The sequence below is a fragment of the Enterovirga sp. CN4-39 genome, assembly GCF_049446235.1.
Taxonomy (GTDB): domain Bacteria; phylum Pseudomonadota; class Alphaproteobacteria; order Rhizobiales; family Beijerinckiaceae; genus Enterovirga.
Window position 1 is genome coordinate 618,684 of record NZ_JBMSEF010000001.1, and the last position, 25,835, is coordinate 644,518.

Below are 25,835 nucleotides of genomic sequence, written 5' to 3' on the forward strand. Positions count from 1 at the left end.
TCCCTCTCATCAGCTCAGGCCGGGATCTTGTTGTACTCGGCCGGGTCGAAACTCTGCGTCAGGCGCCAGTAATCGATGAGACGCCAAGGCTGGTTCGTGGTGATGCGACCCTGAGCGTTCTTGTACCAGCTCTTCACGCTCGGATGCGTCCAGACCAGCGTCTCGAACTCCGCATCGATGCGGCGGTTATACGCGTCGTGGATGTCCCGCCGGCACTCTATCTCCGCGATGCCGTCATCGAGCATCGTGCGCAGCGAGGACAGGATGTAGCGGATCTGGCACTCGGCCAGGAACATCGCGCTGCCCCCATGCCCGAGGTTGGTGTTTGGGCCGTACATCACGAAAAGGTTCGGGAAGTCGGGAACCGTGATCCCGAGATAGGCGCGCGGGTCGTCCTCGCCCCAAGCCTCGCGAATGCTCCGGCCGCCACGGCCCCGGATATCCATGGGCCAGAGCATGCGGCCGGCCTGGAAGCCGGTCGCCAGCACGATCGTATCGAGCTCGATCAAGCGGTCGTCATCGAGCCGGATGCCCTTCGGCTCGACCTTTGCGATGCCCGTGGTATCGAGGGAGACGTTGTCCCGCCGTAGCATCGCGAACCAGCCGGCATCCGCCAACACACGCTTGCCGAAGGGTGGATAGTCGGGGACCACCTTCTCGAGCAGATCCTCGCGGCCCTCGAGCTCGCGCCGGATGTGGCGCAGCATGCGCTCGCGCAGGTCCTCGTTCAGCGCGGAGATCGTGCCGGGCGGGCCCAGCCATTTGGGATCGATCCGCAGTGCCTGGAACAGCCCGTCGCCAAATCCCCAGAACAGCTGGAAGCGATACCAGGGCGCGTAGAACGGCACGTTGTCGAGCGCCCAGACCTTCGCGCCCGGAACTGCGCGATGGAGGTTCGGGCTCCGCACGATCCAGGCTCCGGAGCGCTGCAGCACGTGCAGCGAGCGGACCTCAGCGGCGATGGCCGGCCCGACCTGCACGGCGCTGGCGCCCGTGCCGATCAGCGCGACCCGCTTTCCGGCGATGGCCGTATCCTCCGTCCAACGGGCCGTGTGGACGACCTCGCCGACGAAGGTGTCGAGACCCGGAATGGCCGGGATCGCCGGGCGGTTGAGCTGGCCGACCGCACAGATGAGCGCGTTCGCAACCTCCACGCGCTCCTGCCCATCCGCCTTGCGGCTCGTTACCCGCCAGACATGCGCGTCTTCGTCGAAGACCGCCGACACGACCTCCTCACCGAAGCGGATGTGCTTCCGCACCCCGTACTTGTCGGCGCAGCTCCGGAGATATGCGTGGATGCTCTCCCGGCGCGAGTAGTAGCGCGGCCAGCGATTGTTCGGCTCGAACGAGAACTGGTAGAAGTGGTTCGGCGTGTCGACCGCGCAGCCCGGATAGCGGTTCTCGTACCAGGTCCCGCCGACGTCGTCGTTCTTCTCGAGGATGGAGTACGGGATTCCCGCCTCGCCGAGCTTGATCGCCGCCGCGATGCCGGACATGCCCGCCCCGATGATGAGGACGCGAAAGCCGGCCGCCGCCTCGGGCGGTACCAACTCGGGCTTGGGCGCCGGCTCGAACGCCATCTGCTGCAGCAGCATCGGCACGTACTCGTCTGCCACCTCCTGACCAACAGCTACCGACATCATGCGACGCATGACACCGGCGCTCGGATTCGGCATCGCCGGCCGCCCGCCGGCGGCCAAGCGCGCCAACTCCGTCGCCGCGCCTGTCCGTATCTCGCTAGCGAGATCGTCGGGGACGCTCTGCGAATAGTCCCAAGGCCCGCGGACGTGAGGCGCGAGGCGATCTAGCCAGCCGACTTTGCCAGTCATCTGGACGAGCGACATCGCAAGGGGCACGATATCTGCCCCACCCAGAGCCTCGCTCGCAACCGACTCTTTACCATCGCTCATACGCACATACTACGGCGTATTATTCTAACGCACAAGGGAGGCCGGCCCCGGGAGCGTGGGCTGATGATCACGTAAGAGCTGGCGACGCGGGCAGAGTAGGCATGACGGGAGAGGTCCGCCGCGGGCTCTCAGGGGGGCGCGCATGCTCGGCCCCGGGGCAGACCATCAAGTGTACACCGACATTCAACGGCTTCGTCCAACTAGGAACGCGAGCCGAGGGCTCGATCATGCAGATCACTTAAGTGCCGGTGTTTACGGCCTGCGAAGCACGTCCTGCCATTCCGGATGGCGGTCGATCTGCGCCTTGGCGAACGGACACAAGGGAATGAGGGTGACCCCATCTCGACGAGCGTCCTCCACCGCCTGGCGCACCATCCGCTCACCGACCTTGCGCCCGCGCAGGGCTGCGGGGACATCGGTATGGTCGATGATGACCAATCCCTCGCCGGCTCGCGTATAGGCCATCTCCGCCTCGACGCCCTCGATGACGAGCCGGTAGCGACCCTTGGAGGGGCCATCCTCCCGCTTGACCGTTCCATCTGTGAAGGTCTCGGCATTCCTCTGCGTCGCCGGGTCCGGCGGTCGCACCCGGCTCGGCTGCCCTTGCACACATTCGAGCAGGTCGCGGTCCCAGCGGCCCAGATCGGCCGCGGCCTCGTAGGTCGATACGAGAAACGCCATCAGCGCCTCGTCGGGATCCACCGCAGACTGAACGGCATCGTAAGGCAGAATGAATTCCGACAGCCCCTCATGCCAGAAGGCCGTGTCGGGCCGGACCGACGCGGCCCGGAAGCCGCTCGGCGCCGGATAGGCGTAGGCGTAGAAGGCAGCGTAATCGAGGCCGCCGCCGCCCGGCCAGAAGCCGGCCGAGGAGAGTTCGCGGTCATAGGCTTCCTGCGCCACATCATCAGGCAGCGAGGGAACGCCGCCGGGATGGAGAGGCGCCCGCCGCCCCGAGAAGCGGGTGACGGCCAAGTCGAAGCTGCCCCAGAACAGGTGGACGGGACTAGACTTCCCTAGAAACGAGGTTCGGAATCGATTGAAGACCCTGTCGGCCGCCACCAATGCCTGGTGGAAGCGTTGGACGGCCTCCCGGTCGTAGGGCCGGTCGCGATCATCTTCCGCGAAGGGTACGGGGTTCGGCACCTCGTTCGGAATGCCGGAGAAGGTCGGCGTGCCTCCGAGTTCGGAAATCAGCCGCACGAAATTGGCGTGAAATCCCGCGACGGTGGATGGCCCGAGCCCAAAGGATGCCCTGCGACCGTTGCCGGCGGTGCCGACAACCATGTGCTCCTTGAGGTCGAAGACGATCTCGACGCCCGGCCGATCGGGGATCGGCGAGGTGGTCAGGCCGAGCGGCGTGACATAGTGGGTCGCGTTCCAGGAATGGTTGAGCCACGGCGTGTGAGCTAGGCGGTATTTCCCGGCGATCTGCAGGTAGAGATGCAGGGCCGAACACGTTTCCCGCCAGCCTAGATAATCCAGTCGGGGCCATTCGCTGCTCATCCTGCATCCTCCATTCAGAACCTGCCCGCCCGACGCTATCAGTCCGGCAGCGGGATGTGCTCGTCTCGGTCATTCATCGGGAGATCGAAGCGTCCTTTCCCCCAGTTCTGCGCACGCCATTCGGCTTTCGCCTCCTCGATGCGGTCCCGCGATGAGGCGACGAAGTTCCACCAGATGTAGCGCGGTCCGCTGAGCGTTGCGCCGCCAAGGATCATCAGCCGGGCACCCTGCTCGCCTGCCGCGACCGTGATCCGGTCGCCGGGCCTGAAGACCATCATCTGAGCGGCCTCGAATTCCCGGCCGGCAACCGAGATCGAGCCTTCGACGATGTAGATGCCCCTGTCCTCGTGATCGTCCGGCATCGGCAGCCGGGAACCGGGTTCGAGCGTCACGTCCGCGTAGAACGTGTCGGAGAACATCGTCGCGGGTGCAGTCTCGCCGTAGGCGTGCCCGAGGATGAGCCGGACCGAGACGCCGGTATCCTGGATCATCGGCAGCGCCTCTGTCGGGTGGTGCTCGAACATCGGAGTCATGTCCTCATGGCTGTCGGGCAGCGCCAGCCATGTCTGGATTCCGAAAAGGCTATTCGGCCCCGTCCGGGCCGCCGCGGAGGTGCGCTCCGAGTGGGACACGCCGCGCCCGGCGACCATCCAGTTCAGCGCTCCCGGACGGATGATCTGGTCGGCACCGGTGCTGTCGCGGTGATGGAAGTCGCCCCGAAACAGATAGGTGACGGTGCCCAGACCGATATGCGGGTGTGGCCGAACGTCGATGCCCCGTCCCGTCAACAGCTCGGCCGGCCCCGCCTGGTCGAAGAAGATGAAGGGACCGACCATCTGCCGGGCCGGCGCCGGCAGTGCGCGCCGGACCTCGAAGCCGCCGAGGTCCCGGGCGCGTGGAACGATCAGCGTTTCGATGGCATCGACGCCGACTTCATCGGGGCACCCCGGTTCGATTGCTGGGTTCCAGCTCATGCCCGTCATCCTCGCATAGGCCTGCGGGCTGCCCCGCCGAGGCGGAGGGGAATGCCCGATTCTGGTGATCCGGATCGTGCGAGCAGGTGAGCGCTTTGAGCCGGACCGCGACTGCATCTCGCGAGCGAGCGTCTCTACGACTAGCCCCGCGATGCACCGAGCTGTGTCGCAGCAAGTGGAACGCCCCGGCGGCTGCCGTTCCGGGGCAGTCAGTCGACAACGAGGGATAGGCGGGTTTCAGATGTCGCGCGCAGAGGCGGGACGGGCACCTCAGTCGCGCCGCATGAGCTGCCAACGGTTGATGTAGGCCACTTCGCCTGCCTTGCGCCGTTCAAGTCACGTGAACTTGCGGATTGTTCGCTCTATGCCGAAGTTCGTGGGGAGATTTGGTTGATCCGAACCGCTCGATCAACATCTCGGTCAGCACCCGTACCTTGCGCGGAGAATGCGCGCCCGGCGGGCGGATTACATAGATGCCGAGTTCCGGAACCGGGTAGCGCGTCATGACGGGGACGAGCGCCCCGGAAGCGAGATGCTCCTCGATCGTGGGAACAGGAAGCCCGGCGATACCGAGTCCGGCCAGGGCCGCGTAGACGAGTGCGACAGCATTGTCGCCCTTGAACCTCCCGGTCGGCCTCATCTCGATGACCTTGTTGCCGTCCATCGCCGGCCAGGCCTCGGTGCCCTGCATGAGAGCCTCATGGGTCAGCATTTCCTCAGGCGTCTCAGGCGACCCATGCTTTTCGATGTAGGCCGGACTGGCGACGTACATGGCGCACATCGGCCCAACGCGCCTTGCGCGCAAATTCGAGTCCGGTAAGCGGCCGCACCGGATCGCGCAGTCGAACCCTTCCGCAATCAGATCGACGAACCGGTCCGTGTAGCACGCATGGACATGCAACTCCGGGTACCGCTGGGCCAGGCTCGCGAGCACCGGAGCGAAGTACGTAGGGCCGAAGGTCAGCGGCGCCGCAACTCGCAGCAGCCCGCGTAGGTCGCCGGAGGGCAGAATCGCCTCCTTGGCAAGGTCCATCTCCGCGGAAGCCTTTGCCGCATGATCTCGGAAGGTCGCCCCCGCTTCCGTGAGCGCGGCTCCCCGGGTGGTCCGCGATAGCAGTTGGACGCCGAGATCCGCCTCCAGCCGCGCGAGCCGCCGGCTGACGATCGACTTGGAGACGCCGAGCCGCCGGGCAGCGGCTGTCACGCCTCCCGCATCGGCGACGACCACGAACGTCCGCAGGTCTTCGATGTCCAATCCGGCGTTCCTCTTCTTGCGACACAGTTTTCTCCACGTCGGACTACCGCATCTCCCGGACGAGCGACAAATCGCGTCCAGGCAACGTCGCCTGCTCATGAACCCGTTGCCGTCCAAGCCGGCCGGGGAAAGGATATCTCGATGACCCGCCGCAATGGACTTGCTTCTCTACTTCGCCCCGAGGATTCGGTTCTCGTGCTGATCGACCATCAGCCCTTCCAGCTTGCGAACTTGAACAGTCACGAGCCGCACATGGTGGTCAATAATGCGACCGGTCTGGCAAAGGCCGCAAAGATATTCGGCGTGCCGACGATCCTCACGAGCGTGATCGCTGCGCGGGGCGGAGTGATATTCCCGCAGATCACGGATGTATTCCCGGGTCAGGACGTCATCGACCGGACTTTCATCAACACCTGGGAGGACCGGAAGGTCGTCGACGTCGTGAAGGCGACCGGCCGCAAGCAGCTCATCATCGCGGGCCTGTGGACTGAAATCTGCGTCGCGATGCCGGCCATCCAGGCTCTCGGCGAAGGCTGGGATGTGACGGTGGTCACCGATGCTTCGGGCGGGACGAGTGTCGAGGCCCACGAGGTCGCGATCCAGCGTATGATCGAGGCCGGCGCGAACATGATGACGTGGGTCGCAGTGGCCGCCGAATGGCAGCGCGACTGGGCCCGCACGGAGTCTGCCGGGGCGGTTGCGGATTTGCTCGTCCAGCATGCCGCCGGCAGCGGCATCGCGTTCCTCTGGGAGCAGCAACTGCTCAACACGCCGGTTCCGCGGGAGGGCTGAGCTCCCGCCCTGGGATGACGGGACGACGGCCAGCTGGGAGCTGGCCGTCGAACCCCCTCGTCCTTCTTCCGTGGCGCCAGGTCGTCGTGGCACCGCAGGAGAGGGCGTCGGGATCCCTGATCTATCCGTTCTCGAAGGCTCGGACGCCTCGAGGTGCCTCGGCACGAGGCGTGGACCGGCTTCGGGCCATCCTCAATGAAAATAGCAAGTCAGGCGCGTGATGGAAGTCTCCGCATATTTTGCGTTCGCCCTGGTATCCGCCGCCCAGAGTGCGACGCCCGGCCCATCCACTTTGTTCCTCGTGAACAATTCACTTGCCTTCGGGTGGCGCCGCGCAGTCGGTGCGTTGAGTGGCGATCTCGTCGCGATCGCGCTTCTGGCGACGCTCTCGGTCCTGGGATTGGGCGCATTGCTGGAGACCTATCCCGCGGCCTTCCTCCTCTTGCGTCTATTGGGCGCGTCCTACGTCGTCTGGCTCGGCTGGAGCAATCTTCGGCCTGCTCCGGTCGGAATGGACGGGCCAACCGTTCAGACGGGTAGCCGTGGGAGTATGTTCGCGCTTTGGCTGCAATCGTTCGGAGTAGGCGTCAGCAATCCCAAGGCCGTCCTGTTCTTCGCCGCCTTGTTCCCTCAGTTTCTTCCGGCTGACAGTGGACCGGCGGTCCTGGCTCTTCTGGTCGTAACCTTCGTGCTCGTGAAGCTGGTTGTTCTCGGCGGCTATGCGCTCGGTGCCCGCCACGTCGGGCGACTGCTCCGGGAGCCCGAGCATGCGAGACGCGGGCGGACGCTGACCGGCATCATCTTCGTGGCCTTTGGCGCGATGATGATCTGGTCCGCCCTGACGGCAGTGTAGAGCTGCGAGATTTCCTGCGTGCCTAGGGGCAAGACACTGGAAAGGCGAGTTGATGGCTGAAGCGAACCTCGGGGAAATGATCGGACCTGCGGTCGTCCTGATGGGGACGGCCGTCGTCGCGGTGCCGTTGTTCCGACGGCTCGGGCTCGGATCGGTCCTGGGCTACTTCGCGGCTGGGCTTCTGGTCGGACCATCGGTGCTGGGCCTCATCAGCGATCCCAGATCCATTCTTCATTTCTCCGAACTCGGGGTGGTGATGTTCCTGTTCGTCATCGGATTGGAACTCCGCCCTCAGAAGCTATGGGCGATGCGTAGCCAGATCTTCGGGCTGGGCTGCGCACAGGTGGCTGCCGCGACAGCCGCCCTGGCGGTGGCGGGTGCGGTGATCTTCGACCTTTCCGGTCCGGTCGCCTTCGTCGCCGGGGCAGGATTCGTTCTGTCCTCGACCGCCGTGATCATGTCGGTGCTGCAGGATCGGGGCGAGCTTTCGAGCGGGGAAGGCCAGAAGTCGGTCGCGATCCTACTGTTCGAGGACTTGATGATCGTGCCGCTGCTGGCGGTCGTCGCCTTGATGTCACCGCTGTCGCCCGGGCAATCCGGTTGGACCGACATGGCCGTAGCTGTGGCCGCCCTGTTGATGCTGCTGGGGGTGGCGCGCTGGGGACTCAACCCGTTCTTCGCCCTGCTGGCCCGTGCCCGAACTCGAGAGGTGCTGACGGCTGGCGCATTGCTGGTGGTCCTCGGCGCGGCCCTCCTGATGGACGCCGCTGGCCTGTCGATGGCCATGGGCGCGTTCCTGGCCGGCGTGATGCTCTCGAGTTCGAGTTACCGCCACCAGATCGAGGGCGACATCGAGCCGTTTCGTGGCCTGCTCATGGGGCTGTTCTTCCTGGCGGTAGGCATGTCGCTCGACCTCTCCGTCGTCGCGGCCGAATGGCGGCTTCTGCTCGCAATGCTCGTTGCGTTCACGGTCGCAAAGGGCGTGGTGGTCTACGCGGTCGCGCGCCTGTTCGGCGGCTCCAACCATCAAGCCGTGCACCGGACGTCCATGTTCCTGCAGGGCGGAGAGTTTGCGTTCGTGCTCTACGCCGCCGCGATGTCCGGCGGCGTGATCGGTGCCCGGGACAATGCGCTGTTCGTCACCGTCGTGATCCTGTCGATGGCAATGACGCCGCTATTCATGATTGCGGCCGACAGGCTCCTGCGCAACGCGACCTCGATGGACGGCGTAGATGCCGCCCGCGATCTGAACGGGCGTGTACTGGTCATCGGCTTCGGCCGCTTCGGCCAGATCGCATCGCAGCTTCTGTTGTCGCGGGGCGTCGGCCTTGCCGTCATCGACCGGGACCCCGACCAGATCCGTGACGCAGCCCGATATGGGTTCAAGGTCTTTTTCGGCGACGGTGTCCGTCTGGACGTGTTGCACCACTCCGGTGCTAGGGAAGCAGATGCGATCATGGTCTGCATCGACGACCCGAAGGCCGCGCTTCAGATCGTGGAACTGGCGCAGCACGAATTTCCTCAGGCCAAGCTCCTCGTGCGAAGCTACGATCGCGGACACGCCGTCGAGCTGATCCGCGCCGGCGTCGACCATCAAATCCGTGAAACGGTCGAATCCGCCTATCTGATGGGAGCGGAAGGCCTTCGTGCGTTGGGCTTTGCCGAGGTCGATGTCGAGGAAGCCGCCGCGGACATCCGCCGGCGCGATACGGAGCGGCTTTCCGAGCAGGTCCACGGGAACGACATGTCGGGGCGCGACCGCTTCCACCTGCAGCCTGTCCCCGAGCCGCTGATCGGAATCGGGGCCGCGAAGTAGGCAGGCGGACCTCTGCCCGGTTCACCCGGCGTTCCAGACGGCTCCGTCGGCCCTTCGAACGTTGCTTGTTTCTGTTCCACTCAACCAAGGATGTGCGCCATGCGAGCCGTCGGTTTTCACACTCCGGGAAGCATCGACCGGGAGGACGCGCTGATCGACATCGAACTGCCGACGCCGGTGCCCGGCGACCGGGATCTCCTGGTCGCGGTCAGGGCGGTTTCGGTGAATCCGGTCGATTATCAGGTCCGCAAGGGTGAGTTCGGACCCAGCGGCGAGGGTTTGAAGGTGCTGGGCTGGGACGCCGCGGGCGTGGTGAGCGCGGTCGGGCGCGAGGTCACCCTGTTCCGGCCGGGGGACGAGGTATTCTACGCCGGCTCGATCCTGCGGCCCGGCACGAACGCCGAGTTTCACCTGGTCGACGAGAGGATCGTGGGGGCCAAGCCGAGGACCCTCGATTGGGCCGCCGCCGCCGCACTGCCGTTGACGGCCATCACGGCTTGGGAGGCGCTGTTCGATCGCCTCGACGTGCGGCGGCCGGTAGCGGGAGCGGCGCCGGCCATCCTCATCATCGGAGGCGGCGGCGGCGTGAGTTCGATCGCAATCCAGATCGCGAAGGCGCTCACCGATCTGACCGTGATCGCAACCTCGTCGCGGCCCGAGACGATGGACTGGGTCCGCAGCCTCGGCGCCGACCACGTCATCGACCACAGGAGGCCACTCGCCGAGCAGGTCGCCGCGCTCGGCCTGGGCGCCCCGTCCTTCGTATTCTCGACCACCCATACGGACCGCCACCTCGGGCAGATCGCCGAACTGATCGCGCCGCAAGGCAGGTTCGGGTTTACCGACGATCCCACCATCGACATCGAACTGTTCAAGCCGAAGGCGGTCTCGATCCACTACGAGCTCATGTTCACCCGCACCATGTTCGACACCGCAGACGTGGCGGAACAGGGCGCATTGCTCAACGAGGTTTCACGTCTCGTCGATGCCGGCACGCTGCGCACGACGATGACCGAGCTGCATACGCCGATCAACGCCGCCACCCTCAAGAACGTGCACGCGCTCATCGAGAGCGGCAGCACGATCGGCAAGATCGTCCTCGAGGGTTTTGGGTAGATCCAGCCACCTCACAGGCCGAGAACGGCCGCCTCCGGGAGGAATGCCTCAACGTGTCATGGTTCCTGTCAATGGCCGATGCTCGCGGCCGGATCGAGGAATGAAGGACCGACTACAACCAAGACCGACCTCACACGGCGCTCGGCGGCTTGACCCCGAGCGCCTTCGCCAACCAAGCTGATGAAGCCCGACGACTTGCATAGGCCCTGGACCGCAAACGGGGGCAAGACCACGCCCACGATGCACTAACGTTCAAACCGGACCACCCCAATGGGAACGGGCCAGCCGGTGCGCGCTCCTCGTCAAGGCTACCCGGATTGAAGAAGCGCGCTTCGTCGAAGGGTCGCGGTAGTATGCGTTGGTTTCCGCCGCGGATCGATGCCGTTACCGAGCCCGTCGGGATGTCGGCCCTGCCCCAGGAGACAGCAAAGCGTCGGATCGATATCCGGTATGTCCTGCCGATGGTCGGCCAGACATCACCGGTGGTGTGAGCCGGGGCCTCGTCGTGGCTCGATTCGTTAAGAGGAGAGGTGTCCTTGGGGAGAAACATCCAGGTCGCGTCGGGAGATGGCGGTGTGTTCGACGCGTATCTCGCGACGGCTGCCGCGCCGCGGCGTACGGCGATCCTCCTGCTGCCGGAGATGTTCGGCCTCACGCCTGCGATGAAGGAGGCCGCAGACGGTTTCGCGCAGGATGGCTTCACGACGCTGGTGCCGAACCTGTTCTGGCGTGATCCGATGCCCGGAACGCTCGCCTACGAGGGCCCGGAGCGTGACATCGCGCACAAGCGGCTCGACGCGATGGACCGCGACCTCGCCGTGCGGGATATCGGCGCCTCGCTCGCTGCCTTCCGGGCCATTGATGGAGTCCCGGGCAAAGTCGTCGCAGTCGGGCATTGTGTCGGCGGGCGCCTTGCCGCCCTCGCGATGCCGCGGACCGATCTTGCCGGCGCGGTGAGCTACTATGGGCTCGGGATCTCGAGCCAGGGCGCCGAGCTTGCCACGATGCGAGGCCCGGTGCAGCTCCATTACGGCCTCGCCGATCCTTACGTGCCCGTCGCCGAGATCGAGGCCGTCAAGGCCCATGCCGCCGGGAACGCCAATATCGAGATCCTGGAATACGAGGGCGCAGGGCACTCCTTCTGCAATCCGTACCGGCCGATGTTCAGCCCCGCCGACGCTGCCGAGGTCCGAGCCCGGACGATCGACCTGCTCGAGCGGGTGGCCGAAGGCTGAGCGAAGCACAATCCGGCCTGCCCCCCCGGAGGCACTGAGACCGGCGCGGCAGTTCATCGGCATTGCGGATAAATTTCGAATTTTCTATCCTCTGTGTCGGACGGCCGCGCATTCCCGTCGGCCACATGGAACGGAGCGAGGCGAATGTCCGCGTTGAGCGTATCGAGACGGGCTTTCACCGCCGGAGCGGCCTCGCTCGCAGGGTTGGGAATGCTGGGCGGCCCCTCGCGGGCAGCCGATCTCGTGAAGCTGCGCGTCAGCACGATCCCGATCGCCGACACGGCGTCCTTCGAGGTCGCGCGCGAGAAGGGCTTCTTCGCCGCCGAGGGCCTCGAGATCGACACCACCCCGACGCAGGGCGGTGCGGTCGGCATCCCGGCCCTGATGTCGGGCCAGTTGCAGATCGCCTACAGCAACGTCGTCTCCATCGTCCTTGCAGCCTCGCAGGGCCTGGACCTCGTGATCATTGCGGCCGCCGACGAGACGGGAGACGCCCCGCCGGATCTCGCCGGCCTCGTCTCCAAGCCGGGGGCGGGCTTCAAGGACGGCAAGGCGCTCGAAGGCAAGAGGGTCGCGGTCAACTCGCGCAACAACATCATCTGGCTCTACACCCGCGAGTGGATCGCCAAGACCGGCGGCGATCCGGCCAAGGTCAATTATATCGAGGTGCCGTTCCCGCAAATGACGGACGCCGTGCAGCAGGGCCGCGTCGATGCCGCCATGCTGGTCGAGCCGTTCCTGTCGGGCGGGCTGAAGAGCGGGCAGCTCGAGAGCATCGGCTGGCCCTACAGCACCGTCCAGAAGCGGCTCCCCGTCTCGCAGTTTGCCACGACCCGCGCCTATGCGGAGGCCAACCCGGAGATCCTGGAGAAATTCAGGCGCGGCATGGCCAAGGCCACGGACTGGACCAACGCCAACATCCGGAGCGAGGAGTTCCTGAAGCTCCTGTCGGCCTACACCAAGGCGCCGGCCGAGCGGATCAAGGACGCGACGATGCCCGTCTTCGTGAAGACCGTGGACCCGGCGAGCGTCGGGTTCGTCGCCTCGCTCATGAAGCGGCATGGCATCCTGAAGAACGACGTCGACGCCACCAAGCTCATCCACCCGGCCCTCGCTGCAGCGCGCTAACCGGACGGTCGACCCAGCTTTGGGTCGCGTCTCAGGCGCGGCCCATCCACGGGATCAGGCGGGCTTCTCCGGCGAGGAAGAGCCGGTTCAGCAGGTAGCCGGTGAGCGCGAGGCAGAGCACGGCCGCATACATCGCGTCCGGCCGCAGCGCGTATTGCATCTGGACGATGTAGTAGCCGATCCCGGCCGAGCCCGCGATCATCTCGGCGACCACCGTGACGACGAGGGCCAGGCCGATGGCGACGCGCAGGCCGGACGAGATCGCCGGGAGCGTCGCCGGCAGCACGACCCGCAGCATCGTACGCGTCCAGCCGATCCGGAACGTCCGAGCCGTCTGGAGCAGGACGTCGTCCACTCCGAGCACACCTGCCATCGTGTTGATGAGCGCAGGGAAGAAGCTCGCGAGCGCCACCACGAAGATCTTGAGCGCGTCGTCGATGCCGAGGAACAGGATCAGCGGCGGCACGATCGCCGGGATCGGGATCGGCCGGATCACCTCGACGACCGGCAGCACGACATATCGGATCCAGCGGTTTGCGCCGAGCAGGAGCCCGAGGGCTACGCCGAGCCCACATCCGATCGCATAGCCCGCAAGCATTCGCCCGATCGTCGAAAGGAGCGGCAGCCCGAGTTCGCCCTCTGCAAGTCCCCGCCATGTCGCGGCGAGAACGGCCGAGAAAGGCGGCCAGCTCTGGCTCTGCACCCAGCCAAGACGCGCGGAGGCCTCCCACAGAGCGAGCAGGACGAGGATCAGCACGAAGCCGCTCGCCCGCGTATGCAGCCATCGCCGGGAGAGCCGGTATCCGGCAGAGGCGGCCTCAGGCCGCCCCGGCGCGGTCGTTCCCAAGGTCGTGGCTGCGAGCGCCGGCATCAGATGGCCGTCGGCGCAATCAGCGGCTGCACGTCCACCGGTCCGCGCAGGAGCCTATGCTCGATCATGAGCTGCATCGTCCTCTCGATCTGCGGTGGATCCACGGCGACCGGATAGGGCGGCAGCGTCAGGCTCTTGAGCAGCCCGACATCCAGCTTGGTGAAGCCGGCGATCACGGGCAGCAGCTCGGGATTGGTGAGGTTCGCGTTGTACCACTCGACGCCGCGCCGGAGCGCCCGGGTGAATTTCGCGACCGTCTCGGGTTTCGATTGCAGATAGGCCGCCGTCGCGAGGTACTGGCCGACATCGACGCCCAGCTGCACCGAGCTGTACGGGTGGGCGATCGCCTCCATGTCCGGCTTCGCCGTCGCGAGTGTCACGAAGGGCACGACCATGTAGCCGGCGTCGACCTGCTTCTGGCGGATCGCGTCCTCCATCTGCGGATGCGGCACTTCCTTGTAGGTGACGCGGTCCGGGTTGCCACCCGTCGCCTTGATCCAGGCGCGGGCATAGAGCCAGATGACGTTGTTGCGCGTGTTGACGGCGACGACCTTGCCCTCCAGGTCCTTGCCCGACCGGATGCCGCTCTCCCGCCGCGCCACGATGGCAGAGAAGTCGTTCTTCGCCTCGGTGATCTTGGTCCCGGCCGCGACCACGCGGAGCGGGATGCCGCTCTGGGCGGCCAGGAGCGTCGAGACCACGTTGCCATAGGCGATGTCGTAGCTGCCGGCCACGAGCCCGGGGATGCCGGTTGCCCCGCCGGAGGAGGGCGAGGTGTCGACCAGTAGGCCCTCCGCCTCGAAGAAACCCTGCTTGATCGCCACGAAGAGCGGCGTGACGTCGTTGATCGGGATGATGCTGACGCGCACGCGCTCGAGCTCGGCCGCGCGGGCGGACCCGGCGGCTGCGAGGGCGGCGCCCGTCAGGAGCAGGCTGCGTCGGTTGAGCATCGTCGAGATCCTTCTCACGTCGCCTCAGGCCCGCCCGCGCCAGGGCACCAGGCGCTTGTCCGTCCAGTCGAAGAGGAGGGCGAGCGAGCCTCCGACAGCCGCGAGGATCGCGATCCAGGCATACATCTCGCGGATCTGGAACGAGCGCTGCAGGTCGAGGATCAGGTAACCGAGCCCGCTCTCGCCCGCGAGCATCTCGGCCAGGATCACGAGGACCAGGCCGAGCCCCAGCCCCACCCGCATTCCCGCCAGGATCATCGGCATCGCGGCAGGCAGCACCACGCTGAGGAGCGTTCGCAGCCGCGAGCACTGGAAGGTTCGGGCCGTGTCGAGCAGCACCGGATCGATCCCCCGCACGCCCTGCAGCGTATTGATGAGCACCGGAAAGATCGCGGCCAGCACGACGACGGTCACCATCGTGGTCGAGCCGATGCCGAGGAACAGGAACAGCGCCGGCACGAGGGCCGATTTGGGCAACGGACGGATCAATTCCACCAGGGGCTCGAGCAGCCCGTAGATGGCCGGGCTGGCGCCCATCAGCAGGCCAAGCGTGATGCCGATCAGGCAGGCGAGGCCGTAGCCGACGGCGAAGAGCAGGAGCGTATGCCCGAGCGGGCCGAGGAACTCGCCGCTGGCCAGGATCTGCCAGAGCGTCTGCGCAACGAGCGACGGGCGCGGCATGAGGACAGGGTTCAGGGACCCCATCCGGCCTGCCAGCTCCCAGGCGCCGAGCACGGCCGCGATCCCGAGCAGCCCGAGAAGTCGCGGGAGAAGCCGCTCGCGCATCATGCGTGCGCCGGGGCCAGGCGCCCGAGGAGCGCCTCCATGAGATGGTGACGCAGGGCGAGGAAGCGTTCGTCCTCCCGGGTGGTGATGTGATCGCGCGGACGAGGAAGCCCGACCTCGATCACCTCCGATAGGGTGGTCGGACGGTGGCTCAGGACCGCGACCCGATCGGCCAGGAACACCGCCTCCTCGACGTCATGCGTGACCAGGACCGCCGTGAAGCCGTTCTGTCGCCACAGGTCGAGGACGAGCGACTGGAGCTCCATCCGGGTGAGTGCGTCCACCGCGCTGAACGGCTCGTCCAGGAGCAGCACGCGCGGCTCGGCCGCGAGCGCGCGCGCGATCGCGACGCGCTGCTGCATGCCGCCGGACAGCTGCCAGGGATACTTGCTCTCGAAGCCGGCGAGGCCGACCTGCTTCAGGTACTCCGAGCACCGCTCCTTCAGCCGGCCACGCTCCGACCGCGGCGCGGCCTCGAGCGGGAACATGACGTTGTCGATGACCGTCCGCCACGGAAACAGCGACTTCGCATATTGCTGGAACAGGTAGATGACGCCCGGAGGCGGCCCCGTCACGGCGCGCCCGTCGAGCTCGACGCCGCCAGCCGTTGCCGGCGCAAGGCCCGCCGCGATGCGCAGGAGCGTCGACTTCCCGCAACCGGACGGGCCGACGATCGCCAGGAACTCCGAGGGTGCGATGTCGAGCGATATGGAGTCGAAGGCGAGATACGCGTCCGCGCCCTCGCCATAGACCTTCCGCACGTCCGTGAGGCGAAGACGTGCGCTCATGCGAAGCCCCCCTCGCCAGCCGACCTGATCGCGCTCATGCTGCCTCGAATACCGTGCGGCCGCCGACGATCGTCCGGAGCGCGTGGATGTCCTTCAACGCATCGTCCGGAACGGACAGGATATCGGCCGAGATGACGACGAGGTCGGCGAGCTTGCCGGGCTCGATCGATCCGGTCCGTCGCTCGCTGAACGAGTACCGCGCAGCGGCGCTCGTGTAGAGCCGGATCGCCTCCTCGCGCGTGATAGCTTCGGCTGGCCCGTAGAGCGTTCCGGTCGCGTCGCAACGCGTCGTCATCACGTAGATGTTCCAGAAGGGGCTGAGCGGATTGATCGGATAGTCCGTGCCTTGTCCGAGAAGGTCGAGCCCCATGCTGTCAATGAGCGACCGCATCGGGATGGCGCGGTCGGCCGTCTCCTTTCCCATGTGCCGGGCGATTGCCGCCGCCTTGTCCCATAGGAACGCGCTCTGCGCATCGACCCGGACCCCGAGTTCGCGGGCGCGGAGCATCTGGTCGGGCTGCATAAGGCTGCCGTGGATCACAACGAAGCGGCGGTCCCTGATGGATCGCTCCCGGTCCGCAGCCTCGTAGGCGTCGAGCACGGCGTCGACGGCAGCGTCCCCGACCGCGTGGATGCCGACGCGCCAACCGTAGCGGTTCGCGATCGAAACGAAGCCGTTGAGCCGCTCCTGAGGTATGACGACTGTCCCGCGGTAGTCCGGATCCTCCGGGTAGCCCGACCGCATCGCGGCGGTGCGCAGCGTCATGCCGCCATCCACCTGCAGCTTGACGCCCGAGAGGCTCAGCCACTCGTCGCCGAAATCGGACGCAACGCCCATCCGGGAAAAGAAGAGCTCCAACTCTTGGAGCGAGAGCGTCGGGTTGAGTCCGCCCGTCGGGGCGAACATCGCGCTGATCCGCAGCGTCGCCTGGCCGGCATCGCGCAGCGCCTGGTGGACGCGCAGGTCGCCCGGCGACACCGCTGCGCTGATCGCGCTCGTGAGGCCGAACCCGTTGAAGTACGCCATGGCGTCCCTCATCTGCGCGACCTGCTCGCCGAAGGTCCAGGGCGGGAGCAGACGCTCGACGAGTTCCTCGGCGGCCTCCTCCAGGATGCCCGTCGGCTCGCCGTCCGCATTCCGATGGATCTTGCCGCCGTCCGGATCCGGCGTGTCCCGCGTGATGCCGGCGAGGGCGAGCGCCCGGCTGTTCACGAGGGAGAAATGGCTCACCGGAAGGAAGACCGGATGATCCGGCGCAGCCGTATCCAGCTCCCAACGGGTGATGAAGCGCTTCTCGCGCAACTGGGCGAAGGGGTGCCAGACTCGTCCCCGGATCCACTCACCGCTGGCGGTCCGGTCCGCGCCCGCCCTGACGCGCGCAAGCGCCTCGTCGATGCTCGAGACGCCCTCGAACCCGACGGTGCAACTCAGAAGCCCGGCCCGTTCGACATGCGCATGCGTGTCGATGAGGCCGGGCAGCACCGTCTTTCCGGCAAGGTCGACGGTCTCGGTGTCTGGGCCAGCGAGCCGGCGGATCTCGTCCGAGCGCCCGACGGCGAGAAACCGCCCATCCCGGATCGCGACGGCTTCCGCGATCGTGAAGGCGGCGTCGGCCGTGACGATGCGGCCGCCATGGAGAATGAGGTCCGGATAGCCGAGGACCTCGCCGAGAGCGTGGTTCAAACCGAAAATCCCGGAACCGGCGCGGCGGCAAACATTGCTGGCATCCTCAATAGGTCATCGCCCAGAACGCATCGTTCCGGAGCAGCTTCGCGATCGCGTCGGCGGCCGCCTCGATCAGGCGCTCGCCTTTGTCGGCGCTCGCCCGCGTCGGATTTCCGAGGGCGCCGTGGCTGGTCCGCGCCTCGAAGGACCGCCAGCGATGGACGGCGAGGCTGCCCGCAACCTCCGTGTGCGAAGGATTGGTCGGGCCGATCGCGTTCATGAACTCGGACGGATCACAGAGATCCGGCGCGAGCGCGAGCATCATCGAGGTCTCGGCCTCGCAGGCATGCTCGACGTTCTTCTGATCTTCCAAGATCGCGGCGTTCGCCTCGGCCGAGAGGTGCCAGTAGGTGACGACCGCCAATGCCGCATTCAGCTCGGCGCCCAGATCGTTGACGAAACCGTTCAGCACATGGGTGTTGCCGCCATGACCGTTCACCAGGAGGACGCGGGTGAAGTTCTGGCGGACGATCGAGCGGATGATGCAGCGGAGCAGCGCGTAGTAGGTCTCGACGTCCAGCGAGATTGTGCCGCCGAGGCTCATATGCATCTCGGCGAGGCCGCACCACACGGTAGGCGCCACGACGACCGGCCGGTGGTCGGAGGCGCGTTTCGCCGCGCGAGCCGCGATCTCGGAGACCAGGATGGTATCGACGCCCGTCGCCAGATGGGGGCCGTGGTTCTCGACCGAAGCGAGCGGAACGACGACGATCGCGTCCTGGGCGGCCAGCGCCGTAAGTTCGGAAGCTTTCAGGGATGACCAGAGCATCGCGCCCTTGCTCGTTGCCGGCGGCCGCGGCCGCCTAAAATGGAAAGCCGCCGGCGCAGGCCGGCGGCGGGAGTGCGGCTGGCGCCCTACCCTACTTGATCAGCGGGCAGCCGCCATCTTTCATCGGTCGGAAGGCTTCCTCGGCCGAGATCGTCTCGAGCAGATCGTAGACGTCGTCCTTCGACTTCGACTGGGCCGGATCCTTCACCTTGAACACGAACATCTCGTGCACGGCGCGCCCGTCGGGACGCACGGTGACCTTGCCGTAGGTCGGATCGTCGAACGTCATCTTCTGCATTTGCGCGACGACCTTGTCGCCCTGCACCGAGTCCGCGGCCTTCGCGGCGCGCAGATAGGCAAGCGTCGCCGAGTAGGTGGAGGCGTGGTTCACGGTCGGCATCTGGCCGTTCATCCGCGCGGCGAAGCGCTTGGACCATTCCCGCGTGCGGTCGTTCAGGTTCCAGTAGAAGGACTCGGTCACGATCATGCCCTTGGCCTGATCGAGCCCGACCGCCTGCACGTCCGAGATCTGGATGAACAGGGCCGCGAGTTGCATGCCCTTCTGGATGACGCCGAACTCGCCCATCTGCTTGATGGCGTTGATGGCGTCGACGCCCGTGTCGCCGAGCGCGACGACATCCGCCCCGGACGCCTGAGCCTGCAGGATGTAGGACGAGAAGTCGGTCGTTCCGAGCGGATGCTTGACGCTGCCGACGACGGTGCCGCCTGCCTTCTTCACGGCTTCTGCGGTGTCGCGCTCCAGCGCCTGGCCGAGCGCGTAGTCGTACGCGATGAAGAACCACTTCTTGCCGCCTGCCTTGGTGACGGCCTTCCCCATGCCGTTGCCGAGCGCCCAGGTGTCGTGCGCCCACTGCACCGTCGTCTTCTTGCAGAACTTCCCGGTCATGTCCGAGGTGGCCGAGCCCGAGGCCATCGTCGGCAGGTTGCGCTCGTCGAGGAGAGACGAGATCGCGAGCGCGACGCCGGAATTCGGCAGGTCGACAACAGTGTTGACGTTCTCCTGGTCGATCCAGCGGCGCACGATGGCGGAGCCGATATCCGGCTTGTTCTGGTGATCGGCGGCGACGATCTCCACCTTGAGGTCACCCGCTTCCTTCGCGAAATCCTCGGCCGCCATCTGGGCGGCGATGTGCGAGCCCTGACCAGCCTGACTCGCGAAGGGGCCCGACATGTCGGTCAGCACGCCGATCTTGAGGCGCTTGTTCGGGATCTCGGCGAGGGCGCTGCCGCCGGTCGCGGCGAGCAGGACCCCAGCCATCAAGACGTTACGCAGCTTCATCGCCATCGTTGTTCCCCTCACGCCGGCGATGCCGAAATTTCCTGCTCGCCCGTCGCAGACTAGAAATTTCGAAATATCTTCGTCAAGCGGTCCGCTGGCTCGCCTTTGGCTTCCGGGGCGCCTTTTCTTTGGGCTCCCGCTCAGTTTTCGCGCTGGACGCCCCTCGCCTCTTTGCGAGCGGCGTGCCAAGCGCGGAGCGTCCGGTCGCATGGGCGAGCGCCAGATCCGCGGCGTGCCGAATATGCTTCTCGAGCAGCGCCGCCGCTTTCTCGGCGTCCCGCGCCATAGCGGCATCCATGATGGCCTGGTGCTCGGCCGTGATCGAGGAGGAGATGCGCGGGTAGGCGATGTAGGCGCGCCGATAGCGCTCGCCGTGCTGGATCAGGAGCTCGCAGAACCGGAGCAGCCAGGGCGAGCCGCAGGCGCTGTAGAGCGCGAAGTGAAAGGCGCGGTGATGGTCCTCCCAGAGGTCCGCCGCCTCCGTCGGATCGAGACCGCTCTGCCCCTCTACCCGCTTCAGCCGGTGGAACGCCGCCACCGCACGCGCCTCCCATTCCATGTCCCCGGTCGCGATCGCCCGCCGCAGGGCCTCGCATTCGAGCCGCGCCCGCCAATCGGTGATGTCGAGCAGTTCTTCCTGCCGCAGCTCGGCGACCCGGAAGCCGCGCTGCCCGTCCGACCGCACCAGGCCTTCGCTGACGAGCTGGAACAGCGCCTCGCGGATCGGGCTCGTCCCTACCTGGTACCGCTTCTTCAGGTCCTCGGACTTCACCTTCTGGCCAGCCTCGAAGGCGCCGGAGACGATGTCTCGCCTCAAGCGCGCCAGGGTCTCCTCCGTCAGGGTCTTGTGCGTCTTTGCCGGGCCGACACGCAGCGTCGGCCCCCATTCGAAGTCATCCATCTGCGCCCCGCTGCGCTCCGCCTGGTTCCTGTATGCCAGCGAGGCGGCAGGCTGTGAAGGATGTGTCCAGGATCCTAGGAATTTCGAAAATTTGACACCCGCCCGGCGGAGCGTCAGAACTTGCGGGCGATCAATCGTGAGCTGAGCAGACCATGGAAGAGCTTCCCGTCGTCGACCTCGAGAGCGTGGCGCGCGAGCTGGCCGAGTCGGGCCGGCGCGTCAGGGTTCTCTGGCAGAAGCCCGACTCGCTCGCCTTCGTGGCCCGCGGGCGGGAATACCGCAGCGAGTTCCACGTGAACGACAGCGACGAGTTCACGTACATGATCAAGGGGACGATGCACCTGCACTATCGCACCCCCGAAGGTGAAGAGAAGGTTTGCGTCATCCCGGAGGGCTCCACCAACTGGATGCCGGGCAATACCCCTCACTCTCCCCGTTTCCCCCCGGATGCCTTCGCGCTCATCACCGAGCGCGGTCGCCGCGAGGGCGAGGTCGACCGCTTCCAGTGGTATTGCCCGAAATGCGACGAACTCCTCCACGAGGAGAGCGCCGTCGTCGACGACTACACGAAGGATTTCGTCACGCAGGCCTACAAGAACTTCTTCGGCAGCGAGGCGCACCGTACCTGCAAGAGCTGCGGCAACGTCATGCCGAAGCCCGAGGGCTTCTGAGCGCGGCGTCCGCCCTCCCCCTCGTGGGGAGGGCAGAGTGGAAGCGCAGCTTCAAACCGGGCGGGGTGGTGCAGGACGGAGCCCCGCCGTCGGACCAGCCGAGCCCATCCCGCGAGACCGGATTGCCCTCAATGGTGGATGCGGCCGGCGAAGGGCAGGCCCGTATAGTTCTCGCAGAACGTCGTCATGGCAGCCCGGGAGGCGACGAGGCCCTCCAGGCGAGCGCGCTGAAGGCGCTCGTCAAATTCCTGCCCGGGAACGTGGTGAAGCAGTTCCGTCATGGCGCGGGAGAATTCCTGCGCCCGCCAGATCCGCTGCAGCGCGAGGTGCGAATAGCCGTCCAGGACGGAGCGGTCGCCATGCTTGTAGAACGTGATCAGGCCGTCGGAGAGCACGCTGACATCCGCCACCGCGAGGTTGAGGCCCTTCGCCGCCGTCGGCGGCACGATATGGGCGGCGTCGCCCGCCAGGAACAGCCTGCCGTGCTGGAGCGGCTCCGTCACGAAGGAGCGCATCGGCGTGATGCTCTTGTGGAGGATGGGTCCCTCGTTCAGCCGCGGGCTGCCTTCGCTCCCCATGCGGAGCTGCAGTTCCGTCCAGATCCGCTCGTCGTTCCAGTTCTCGATCGTGTCGTCCGGGGCGACCTGCAGGTAGAGGCGGCTGACCTTGTCGCTGCGCATGCTGTGCATGGAGAAGCCGCGGATGTGGTGAGCGTAGATCAGCTCGTCCGAAATCGGCGGCGCATCGGCCAGGATGCCGAACCATGCGAACGGATAGTCGCGCAGGAACGTCTTCGTAAGGCTGGCCGGGATCGCTGGCCGGCAGACGCCATGGAAGCCGTCGCAGCCGGCGATGAAGTCCGCCCGGATCTCATGCGCGACGCCAGCCGCATCGCGGTAGCGCACGGTCGGCCGGTCGCCTTCGATGTCTTCCGGCGTCACGTCTGACACCTCGAACGCGATCGGATCGCCCGTCTTGTCCCGCGCCGCCAGGAGGTCCTTCACGACCTCCGTCTGCGGATAGAGGATGGTGATCGCCCGGCCCGTCAGTTCCCGCATGTCGATGCGCGTGCTGCGGCCGCCGAAGCGAAGCTCGAACCCTTCGTGGAATTTGCCCTCGCGATGCAGCCGCTCGCCGGTACCCGCGGCGTCGAGGAGATCGACGGTCGGCTGTTCGAGGAGACCCGCCCGCAGGCGGTTCTCGACATAGTGCCTGTCACGCGCCTCCAGGATGACGTTGTCGATCCCGGAAAGCCGCAGAAGCCGGCCCAGGAGCAAGCCGGCGGGCCCGGCTCCGATGATGGCGACCTGAGTGTCCGATTTCATGGTGCCCCTCGCGTCTGAAGCGGATCAGCGCAGCCGCGGCATGAGCCGGAGCGCGTTTTCGCGCTCGATGAGCGCGAGATCGGCCGGGGAGAGCCCGGCCCTGGCGAGCCCCTCGACGGAACCGGCCATTGCGGGTTCCGGCGCATGCGGGAAGTCGCTGGCGAAGAGGACGTTGTCGGGCGTGGTGAAACGCAGGAGCGCCCCGAGCGTCAGCGGCCCGGCCGAGAGCGCGACATCGAAATGGAGGCGGCGCAGTTCCGCCATGACGCCGTCCGGCGCGTGCTGCTTCAGGTCGGGCCGGCGCTCGAGCCGCGCGAGGCGCTCCGCCAGGAAGGGGATCGCGCCACCCGCATGAGAGAAGATGTACTTCACGCTCCGGGTGCGCAGCAGCGTGCCCGTGAAAAGGAGGTGCGCAATGGCCCGCGTCGTGTCGAACGGGAATTCGAGCGAGGCCGGCGGCAGGCCGCCGAGGAAAGCGCCGGGCGGCTCGTTCGGGTGCACGTAGACGACGGCGCCGCGTCGCTCGAGTTCGTCCATCACAGGCGCGAAGCGCGGGTCCCCGAGATAGCGACCGTCATAGCTGGACAGGAGGCAGATGCCGTCGGCCTTCAATTCGTCCAGCGCGCGGCCAATCTCGGCAAGGCTCGCATCCACGTCCGGTAGCGGCAGGCTGGCGAAGCTGCCGAAACGCCCCGCATGGCGGGCGATCATCTCGGCGGCATAGTCGTTGCAGTGGCGGCAGAGGCCGACCGGATCGGCCACCGGAAAGCCGGGCGCCGATATCGAGACGACAGCGGTCTCGATCCCGTGCCGATCCATGGCGGCCAGCGAGTGCTCCGGGGTCCAGTCCGGGCTCTGGCCCGAGACGAGCGTCCGGCCGATGGCCTCCGCCCCGACCTCCGCGACGTAGCGCGGCGGCAGGATGTGATGCTGCGTGTCGATGCGGTGCGGACCTGGCACGATCGCCTCCCGGTGAATGCTCTGGCTTCTTACGATTTCGAGAAAGTTCTGGAAATCCGAAATTTTTCGCGCATGGTAGGCGCTTCAGCAAGGCAGAGCGGAACCGTGCCCAAACAGATCATCACTTCGAAATCCGCACCGACCACCGGCTTTACGGAGGCCTCCAAGCCGCCGCCGATCGTGCAAGCGATCCGGTTCGGCAACATGCTGTTCGTGTCGGGCCAGGGGCCGCTCGACCCGGAGACGAAGACGGTCGTGCAGGGTGGGATCGAGGAGCAGACCCGGCGCACGCTGCAGAATCTTCAGAGCGTCCTGGAGGCTGCAGGCGCGACCTTCGCAAACGTCGTCAATATGCGCGTCATCCTGCGCGACACCTCCGACTTCCCGAAGTTCAACGAGGTATTCCGCGAGATCCTCGACGGCGAGAAGGTCACCCGCACCTGCGTCGGCGGCACGCCGCATCGTACGGGTGTGAATGTCGAGATCGACTGCGTCGCGATGTTCGACTGAAGCCCTGCGGGGCGGTCGCGACGACCGCCCCTGTCCTCAATTCTTGAAGGCTCGCGCGAGCGCGTCGGCACCCTTCGCCATGATACCGAGGTCGGAGCCGACCGCCACGAACTTGTAACCCCACTCGATGTAGCGGCGCGCTTCCGCCTCGTTCGGCGTGAGGATGCCGGCGGGCTTGCCGAGCCTCGCGAGCCGGTCGACCGCGCTCTTGATCGCGTCCTGCACCTCCGGATGCCCCGGATTACCGATATGGCCGAGCGAGGCGGAAAGGTCGGCAGGCCCGATGAACACGCCGTCGATGCCGGGAACGGAGGCGATTTCCTCGATCCGGGCGAGCGCCTCCCCGGTCTCCACCTGGACGAGAAGGCAGATCTCCTGCGCGGCGTTCTTCAGATAGCCCGTGACGCGGCCGAACTTCGCCGCCCGCCCGCTCGCCGTGATCCCGCGGATGCCCTCGGGAGGATAGCGCGTTGCCGCGACCGCCGCCCTCGCCTCCTCCGCGTTCTGCACGAAGGGGATGAGCAGCGCCTGCGCGCCCGCGTCGAGGTGGCGCTTGATCAGCACCGCGTCGTTCCAGGCCGGGCGCACGATGGGTGTCGCCGTCCCGGTCGCGAGCGCCTGCATCTGCGAGATCAGGCCCGGCAGCTCGTTCGGCGAATGCTCCGTATCGAGCAGGATCCAGTCGAAGCCTGAATCGCCGATGATCTCGGCCACGATGTTGCTGCACAGGCTGCTCCAGAGCCCGATCTGAAGCTCGCCGCGTGCGAGCGCCGCCTTGAAGCGGTTCGGCTTGAGGTCCACCCAGTTCCCTCCCGTCAGACGAACTGCACGGCAACGCCGCCCAGCGGCCCGAAATCGGCGTGCAGCGTATCGCCCTTATCCGCCCAGACCGGCCGCGTGAAGGAGCCGGACAGCATGATGTGCCCGGGCTCGAGCACGGTGCCGAACGGCGCGACCTTGTTGGCGAGCCAGGCGATCCCGAGCGCCGGGTTGCCGAGCACGCCAGCCGCAAGCCCCGTCTCCTCGATCTCCGAGTTCCGGTAGAAGATCGCGCCCACCCAGCGCAGGTCGATGTCCATCGGCTTCACGGGCCGGCCGCCCAGGATGATGCCGGCCGCAGCGCCGTTGTCGGCCACCGTGTCGTAGATCTTCCGCGGATTCTGCACGCGCGCATCGATGATCTCGATCGCCGGCACGACGTATTCCGTCGCCCGCAGGACATCGAGCAGGCCTACATTCGGCCCTTTCAGCGGCTTGCCGAGCACGAAGGCGAGTTCGGGCTCGACGCGGGGAACGCAGTAATCGGCATGACGCACCTTGGCGCCGTCGGCGATCATCATGTCGTCGAGGAGATGCCCATAATCCGGCTCGTCGATCTGCGAAGACGCCTGCATCGCTTTGGACGTGAGGCCGATCTTGTGCCCGATGAGCTTGCGCCCGCCCTCGATCTTGCGCCGCGTAACCTCGCTTTGGATCCAGTACGAATCCTCGATCTCGATATGCGGGAACGTCTTGGACAGCTGCAGGACGGGCGTGCGGGTGCGCTCCGCCTCGAGAAGCTGCTCGACGGCCTGGAGGCGCTCGGCTTCGGTCAACATGGGCTTTCCTCAGGTGACTTGATTGGGTTGGCCCGAGAAGCGGGGCAGGTTTCCGCTTGTCCGGGCGAAAGCCGGGATCCGGTCCCGACCTTTTT

General features: G+C 66.5%; 24 protein-coding genes and 1 pseudogene. 9 read left to right on the plus strand and 16 right to left on the minus strand.

Annotation, left to right across the window (positions count from 1 at the left end; genetic code table 11):
• Nucleotides 1-14: 14 nt before the first annotated feature.
• From ACO2SS_RS03065 to ACO2SS_RS03080, 4 genes are all read right to left on the minus strand, one after another.
• Nucleotides 15-1,676, minus strand: coding sequence for a flavin-containing monooxygenase (locus tag ACO2SS_RS03065; protein WP_423276080.1), 1,662 nt, complete (start codon nucleotides 1,674-1,676; stop codon nucleotides 15-17).
• 486 nt (nucleotides 1,677-2,162) lie between these two features.
• Nucleotides 2,163-3,416 carry a DUF5996 family protein gene (locus ACO2SS_RS03070; RefSeq protein ID WP_423276081.1) on the minus strand — a complete coding sequence of 418 codons (1,254 nt, stop codon included), beginning with the start codon at nucleotides 3,414-3,416 and terminating at the stop codon, nucleotides 2,163-2,165.
• A 38-nt stretch (nucleotides 3,417-3,454) separates the two neighbouring features.
• The gene (locus ACO2SS_RS03075) at nucleotides 3,455-4,390 is read right to left on the minus strand and encodes a pirin family protein (RefSeq protein WP_423276082.1); all 936 of its coding nucleotides are present in this window, start codon (nucleotides 4,388-4,390) and stop codon (nucleotides 3,455-3,457) included.
• A gap of 331 nt (nucleotides 4,391-4,721) precedes the next feature.
• Nucleotides 4,722-5,645 (minus strand): LysR family transcriptional regulator, encoded by a 924-nt coding sequence (locus ACO2SS_RS03080; protein WP_423276083.1) that lies wholly within the window; start codon nucleotides 5,643-5,645, stop codon nucleotides 4,722-4,724.
• Between the two features lie 141 nt (nucleotides 5,646-5,786).
• Here ACO2SS_RS03080 and ACO2SS_RS03085 point away from each other — a divergent pair, with 141 nt between their 5' ends.
• From ACO2SS_RS03085 to ACO2SS_RS03115, 7 genes and pseudogenes are all read left to right on the plus strand, one after another.
• Nucleotides 5,787-6,437, plus strand: a complete 651-nt coding sequence (locus ACO2SS_RS03085; RefSeq protein ID WP_423276085.1) for a hydrolase — start codon at nucleotides 5,787-5,789, stop codon at nucleotides 6,435-6,437.
• 220 nt (nucleotides 6,438-6,657) lie between these two features.
• On the plus strand, nucleotides 6,658-7,290 hold the full coding sequence (locus ACO2SS_RS03090) for a LysE family translocator (protein ID WP_423276086.1): 633 nt from the start codon (nucleotides 6,658-6,660) through the stop codon (nucleotides 7,288-7,290).
• A gap of 52 nt (nucleotides 7,291-7,342) precedes the next feature.
• The gene (locus ACO2SS_RS03095; protein ID WP_423276087.1) at nucleotides 7,343-9,106 is read left to right on the plus strand and encodes a monovalent cation:proton antiporter-2 (CPA2) family protein; all 1,764 of its coding nucleotides are present in this window, start codon (nucleotides 7,343-7,345) and stop codon (nucleotides 9,104-9,106) included.
• A 99-nt stretch (nucleotides 9,107-9,205) separates the two neighbouring features.
• On the plus strand, nucleotides 9,206-10,222 hold the full coding sequence (locus ACO2SS_RS03100; RefSeq protein WP_423276088.1) for a zinc-binding alcohol dehydrogenase family protein: 1,017 nt from the start codon (nucleotides 9,206-9,208) through the stop codon (nucleotides 10,220-10,222).
• A gap of 20 nt (nucleotides 10,223-10,242) precedes the next feature.
• Nucleotides 10,243-10,425, plus strand: a pseudogene (locus ACO2SS_RS03105) (integrase core domain-containing protein); the annotation flags it as partial.
• 333 nt (nucleotides 10,426-10,758) lie between these two features.
• Nucleotides 10,759-11,457 carry a dienelactone hydrolase family protein gene (locus ACO2SS_RS03110; protein WP_423276089.1) on the plus strand — a complete coding sequence of 233 codons (699 nt, stop codon included), beginning with the start codon at nucleotides 10,759-10,761 and terminating at the stop codon, nucleotides 11,455-11,457.
• A 144-nt stretch (nucleotides 11,458-11,601) separates the two neighbouring features.
• Nucleotides 11,602-12,585 carry an ABC transporter substrate-binding protein gene (locus ACO2SS_RS03115; RefSeq protein WP_423276090.1) on the plus strand — a complete coding sequence of 328 codons (984 nt, stop codon included), beginning with the start codon at nucleotides 11,602-11,604 and terminating at the stop codon, nucleotides 12,583-12,585.
• Between the two features lie 31 nt (nucleotides 12,586-12,616).
• On the opposite strand, the gene ACO2SS_RS03120 is transcribed toward ACO2SS_RS03115, so the two are convergent.
• The 8 genes from ACO2SS_RS03120 to ACO2SS_RS03155 form a co-directional block, all read right to left on the minus strand.
• Nucleotides 12,617-13,456 carry an ABC transporter permease gene (locus tag ACO2SS_RS03120; protein ID WP_423276091.1) on the minus strand — a complete coding sequence of 280 codons (840 nt, stop codon included), beginning with the start codon at nucleotides 13,454-13,456 and terminating at the stop codon, nucleotides 12,617-12,619.
• Complete coding sequence (locus ACO2SS_RS03125; RefSeq protein WP_423276092.1) at nucleotides 13,456-14,406, minus strand: ABC transporter substrate-binding protein; 951 nt, start codon at nucleotides 14,404-14,406, stop codon at nucleotides 13,456-13,458. Before ACO2SS_RS03125 ends, ACO2SS_RS03120 begins: the two co-directional genes overlap by 1 nt.
• A gap of 24 nt (nucleotides 14,407-14,430) precedes the next feature.
• Nucleotides 14,431-15,195: an ABC transporter permease gene (locus tag ACO2SS_RS03130; protein WP_423276093.1), complete on the minus strand. Its 765-nt coding sequence runs from the start codon at nucleotides 15,193-15,195 to the stop codon at nucleotides 14,431-14,433.
• Nucleotides 15,192-15,980 (minus strand): ABC transporter ATP-binding protein, encoded by a 789-nt coding sequence (locus tag ACO2SS_RS03135; RefSeq protein ID WP_423276094.1) that lies wholly within the window; start codon nucleotides 15,978-15,980, stop codon nucleotides 15,192-15,194. Before ACO2SS_RS03135 ends, ACO2SS_RS03130 begins: the two co-directional genes overlap by 4 nt.
• Before the next feature lie 34 nt (nucleotides 15,981-16,014).
• Nucleotides 16,015-17,664 carry an amidohydrolase gene (locus ACO2SS_RS03140; protein ID WP_423276095.1) on the minus strand — a complete coding sequence of 550 codons (1,650 nt, stop codon included), beginning with the start codon at nucleotides 17,662-17,664 and terminating at the stop codon, nucleotides 16,015-16,017.
• Between the two features lie 46 nt (nucleotides 17,665-17,710).
• Nucleotides 17,711-18,475, minus strand: coding sequence for a creatininase family protein (locus ACO2SS_RS03145; RefSeq protein ID WP_423276096.1), 765 nt, complete (start codon nucleotides 18,473-18,475; stop codon nucleotides 17,711-17,713).
• Nucleotides 18,476-18,566: 91 nt separating this feature from the next.
• The gene (locus tag ACO2SS_RS03150) at nucleotides 18,567-19,781 is read right to left on the minus strand and encodes an ABC transporter substrate-binding protein (protein WP_423276097.1); all 1,215 of its coding nucleotides are present in this window, start codon (nucleotides 19,779-19,781) and stop codon (nucleotides 18,567-18,569) included.
• 76 nt (nucleotides 19,782-19,857) lie between these two features.
• Nucleotides 19,858-20,676, minus strand: a complete 819-nt coding sequence (locus tag ACO2SS_RS03155; RefSeq protein WP_423276098.1) for a GntR family transcriptional regulator — start codon at nucleotides 20,674-20,676, stop codon at nucleotides 19,858-19,860.
• Between the two features lie 152 nt (nucleotides 20,677-20,828).
• On the opposite strand from ACO2SS_RS03155, the gene ACO2SS_RS03160 reads away from it, so the two are divergent.
• The gene (locus ACO2SS_RS03160) at nucleotides 20,829-21,347 is read left to right on the plus strand and encodes a 3-hydroxyanthranilate 3,4-dioxygenase (protein WP_423276099.1); all 519 of its coding nucleotides are present in this window, start codon (nucleotides 20,829-20,831) and stop codon (nucleotides 21,345-21,347) included.
• A gap of 128 nt (nucleotides 21,348-21,475) precedes the next feature.
• Here the strand turns inward: ACO2SS_RS03160 and ACO2SS_RS03165 are convergent, their stop codons facing one another.
• Nucleotides 21,476-22,672: a 4-hydroxybenzoate 3-monooxygenase gene (locus ACO2SS_RS03165; protein WP_423276100.1), complete on the minus strand. Its 1,197-nt coding sequence runs from the start codon at nucleotides 22,670-22,672 to the stop codon at nucleotides 21,476-21,478.
• A gap of 24 nt (nucleotides 22,673-22,696) precedes the next feature.
• Nucleotides 22,697-23,632 carry an amidohydrolase family protein gene (locus ACO2SS_RS03170; RefSeq protein WP_423276101.1) on the minus strand — a complete coding sequence of 312 codons (936 nt, stop codon included), beginning with the start codon at nucleotides 23,630-23,632 and terminating at the stop codon, nucleotides 22,697-22,699.
• A gap of 105 nt (nucleotides 23,633-23,737) precedes the next feature.
• Between ACO2SS_RS03170 and ACO2SS_RS03175 the strand changes: the two genes are divergently transcribed.
• Entirely contained in the window at nucleotides 23,738-24,142 is a 405-nt protein-coding gene (locus ACO2SS_RS03175) for a RidA family protein (protein ID WP_423276102.1), read from the plus strand.
• 36 nt (nucleotides 24,143-24,178) lie between these two features.
• On the opposite strand, the gene ACO2SS_RS03180 is transcribed toward ACO2SS_RS03175, so the two are convergent.
• On the minus strand, nucleotides 24,179-24,943 hold the full coding sequence (locus ACO2SS_RS03180) for an HpcH/HpaI aldolase family protein (protein ID WP_423276103.1): 765 nt from the start codon (nucleotides 24,941-24,943) through the stop codon (nucleotides 24,179-24,181).
• Between the two features lie 14 nt (nucleotides 24,944-24,957).
• Nucleotides 24,958-25,740 carry a 2-oxo-hept-4-ene-1,7-dioate hydratase gene (hpaH, locus tag ACO2SS_RS03185; protein WP_423276104.1) on the minus strand — a complete coding sequence of 261 codons (783 nt, stop codon included), beginning with the start codon at nucleotides 25,738-25,740 and terminating at the stop codon, nucleotides 24,958-24,960.
• Nucleotides 25,741-25,835 lie beyond the last annotated feature (95 nt).

What these genes read in the sequence shown, in the direction of transcription:
- ACO2SS_RS03065 (WP_423276080.1), bottom strand. Translation starts at nt 1,676, where the DNA reads ATGCCGAATCCGAGCGCCGGTGTCATGCGTCGCATGATGTCGGTAGCT.
- ACO2SS_RS03070 (WP_423276081.1), bottom strand. Translation starts at nt 3,416, where the DNA reads ATGAGCAGCGAATGGCCCCGACTGGATTATCTAGGCTGGCGGGAAACG.
- ACO2SS_RS03075 (WP_423276082.1), bottom strand. Translation starts at nt 4,390, where the DNA reads ATGAGCTGGAACCCAGCAATCGAACCGGGGTGCCCCGATGAAGTCGGC.
- ACO2SS_RS03085 (WP_423276085.1), top strand. Translation starts at nt 5,787, where the DNA reads ATGACCCGCCGCAATGGACTTGCTTCTCTACTTCGCCCCGAGGATTCG.
- ACO2SS_RS03090 (WP_423276086.1), top strand. Translation starts at nt 6,658, where the DNA reads ATGGAAGTCTCCGCATATTTTGCGTTCGCCCTGGTATCCGCCGCCCAG.
- ACO2SS_RS03095 (WP_423276087.1), top strand. Translation starts at nt 7,343, where the DNA reads ATGGCTGAAGCGAACCTCGGGGAAATGATCGGACCTGCGGTCGTCCTG.
- ACO2SS_RS03100 (WP_423276088.1), top strand. Translation starts at nt 9,206, where the DNA reads ATGCGAGCCGTCGGTTTTCACACTCCGGGAAGCATCGACCGGGAGGAC.
- ACO2SS_RS03115 (WP_423276090.1), top strand. Translation starts at nt 11,602, where the DNA reads ATGTCCGCGTTGAGCGTATCGAGACGGGCTTTCACCGCCGGAGCGGCC.
- ACO2SS_RS03120 (WP_423276091.1), bottom strand. Translation starts at nt 13,456, where the DNA reads ATGCCGGCGCTCGCAGCCACGACCTTGGGAACGACCGCGCCGGGGCGG.
- ACO2SS_RS03125 (WP_423276092.1), bottom strand. Translation starts at nt 14,406, where the DNA reads ATGCTCAACCGACGCAGCCTGCTCCTGACGGGCGCCGCCCTCGCAGCC.
- ACO2SS_RS03130 (WP_423276093.1), bottom strand. Translation starts at nt 15,195, where the DNA reads ATGATGCGCGAGCGGCTTCTCCCGCGACTTCTCGGGCTGCTCGGGATC.
- ACO2SS_RS03135 (WP_423276094.1), bottom strand. Translation starts at nt 15,980, where the DNA reads ATGAGCGCACGTCTTCGCCTCACGGACGTGCGGAAGGTCTATGGCGAG.
- ACO2SS_RS03145 (WP_423276096.1), bottom strand. Translation starts at nt 18,475, where the DNA reads ATGCTCTGGTCATCCCTGAAAGCTTCCGAACTTACGGCGCTGGCCGCC.
- ACO2SS_RS03150 (WP_423276097.1), bottom strand. Translation starts at nt 19,781, where the DNA reads ATGGCGATGAAGCTGCGTAACGTCTTGATGGCTGGGGTCCTGCTCGCC.
- ACO2SS_RS03155 (WP_423276098.1), bottom strand. Translation starts at nt 20,676, where the DNA reads ATGGATGACTTCGAATGGGGGCCGACGCTGCGTGTCGGCCCGGCAAAG.
- ACO2SS_RS03160 (WP_423276099.1), top strand. Translation starts at nt 20,829, where the DNA reads ATGGAAGAGCTTCCCGTCGTCGACCTCGAGAGCGTGGCGCGCGAGCTG.
- ACO2SS_RS03165 (WP_423276100.1), bottom strand. Translation starts at nt 22,672, where the DNA reads ATGAAATCGGACACTCAGGTCGCCATCATCGGAGCCGGGCCCGCCGGC.
- hpaH (WP_423276104.1), bottom strand. Translation starts at nt 25,740, where the DNA reads ATGTTGACCGAAGCCGAGCGCCTCCAGGCCGTCGAGCAGCTTCTCGAG.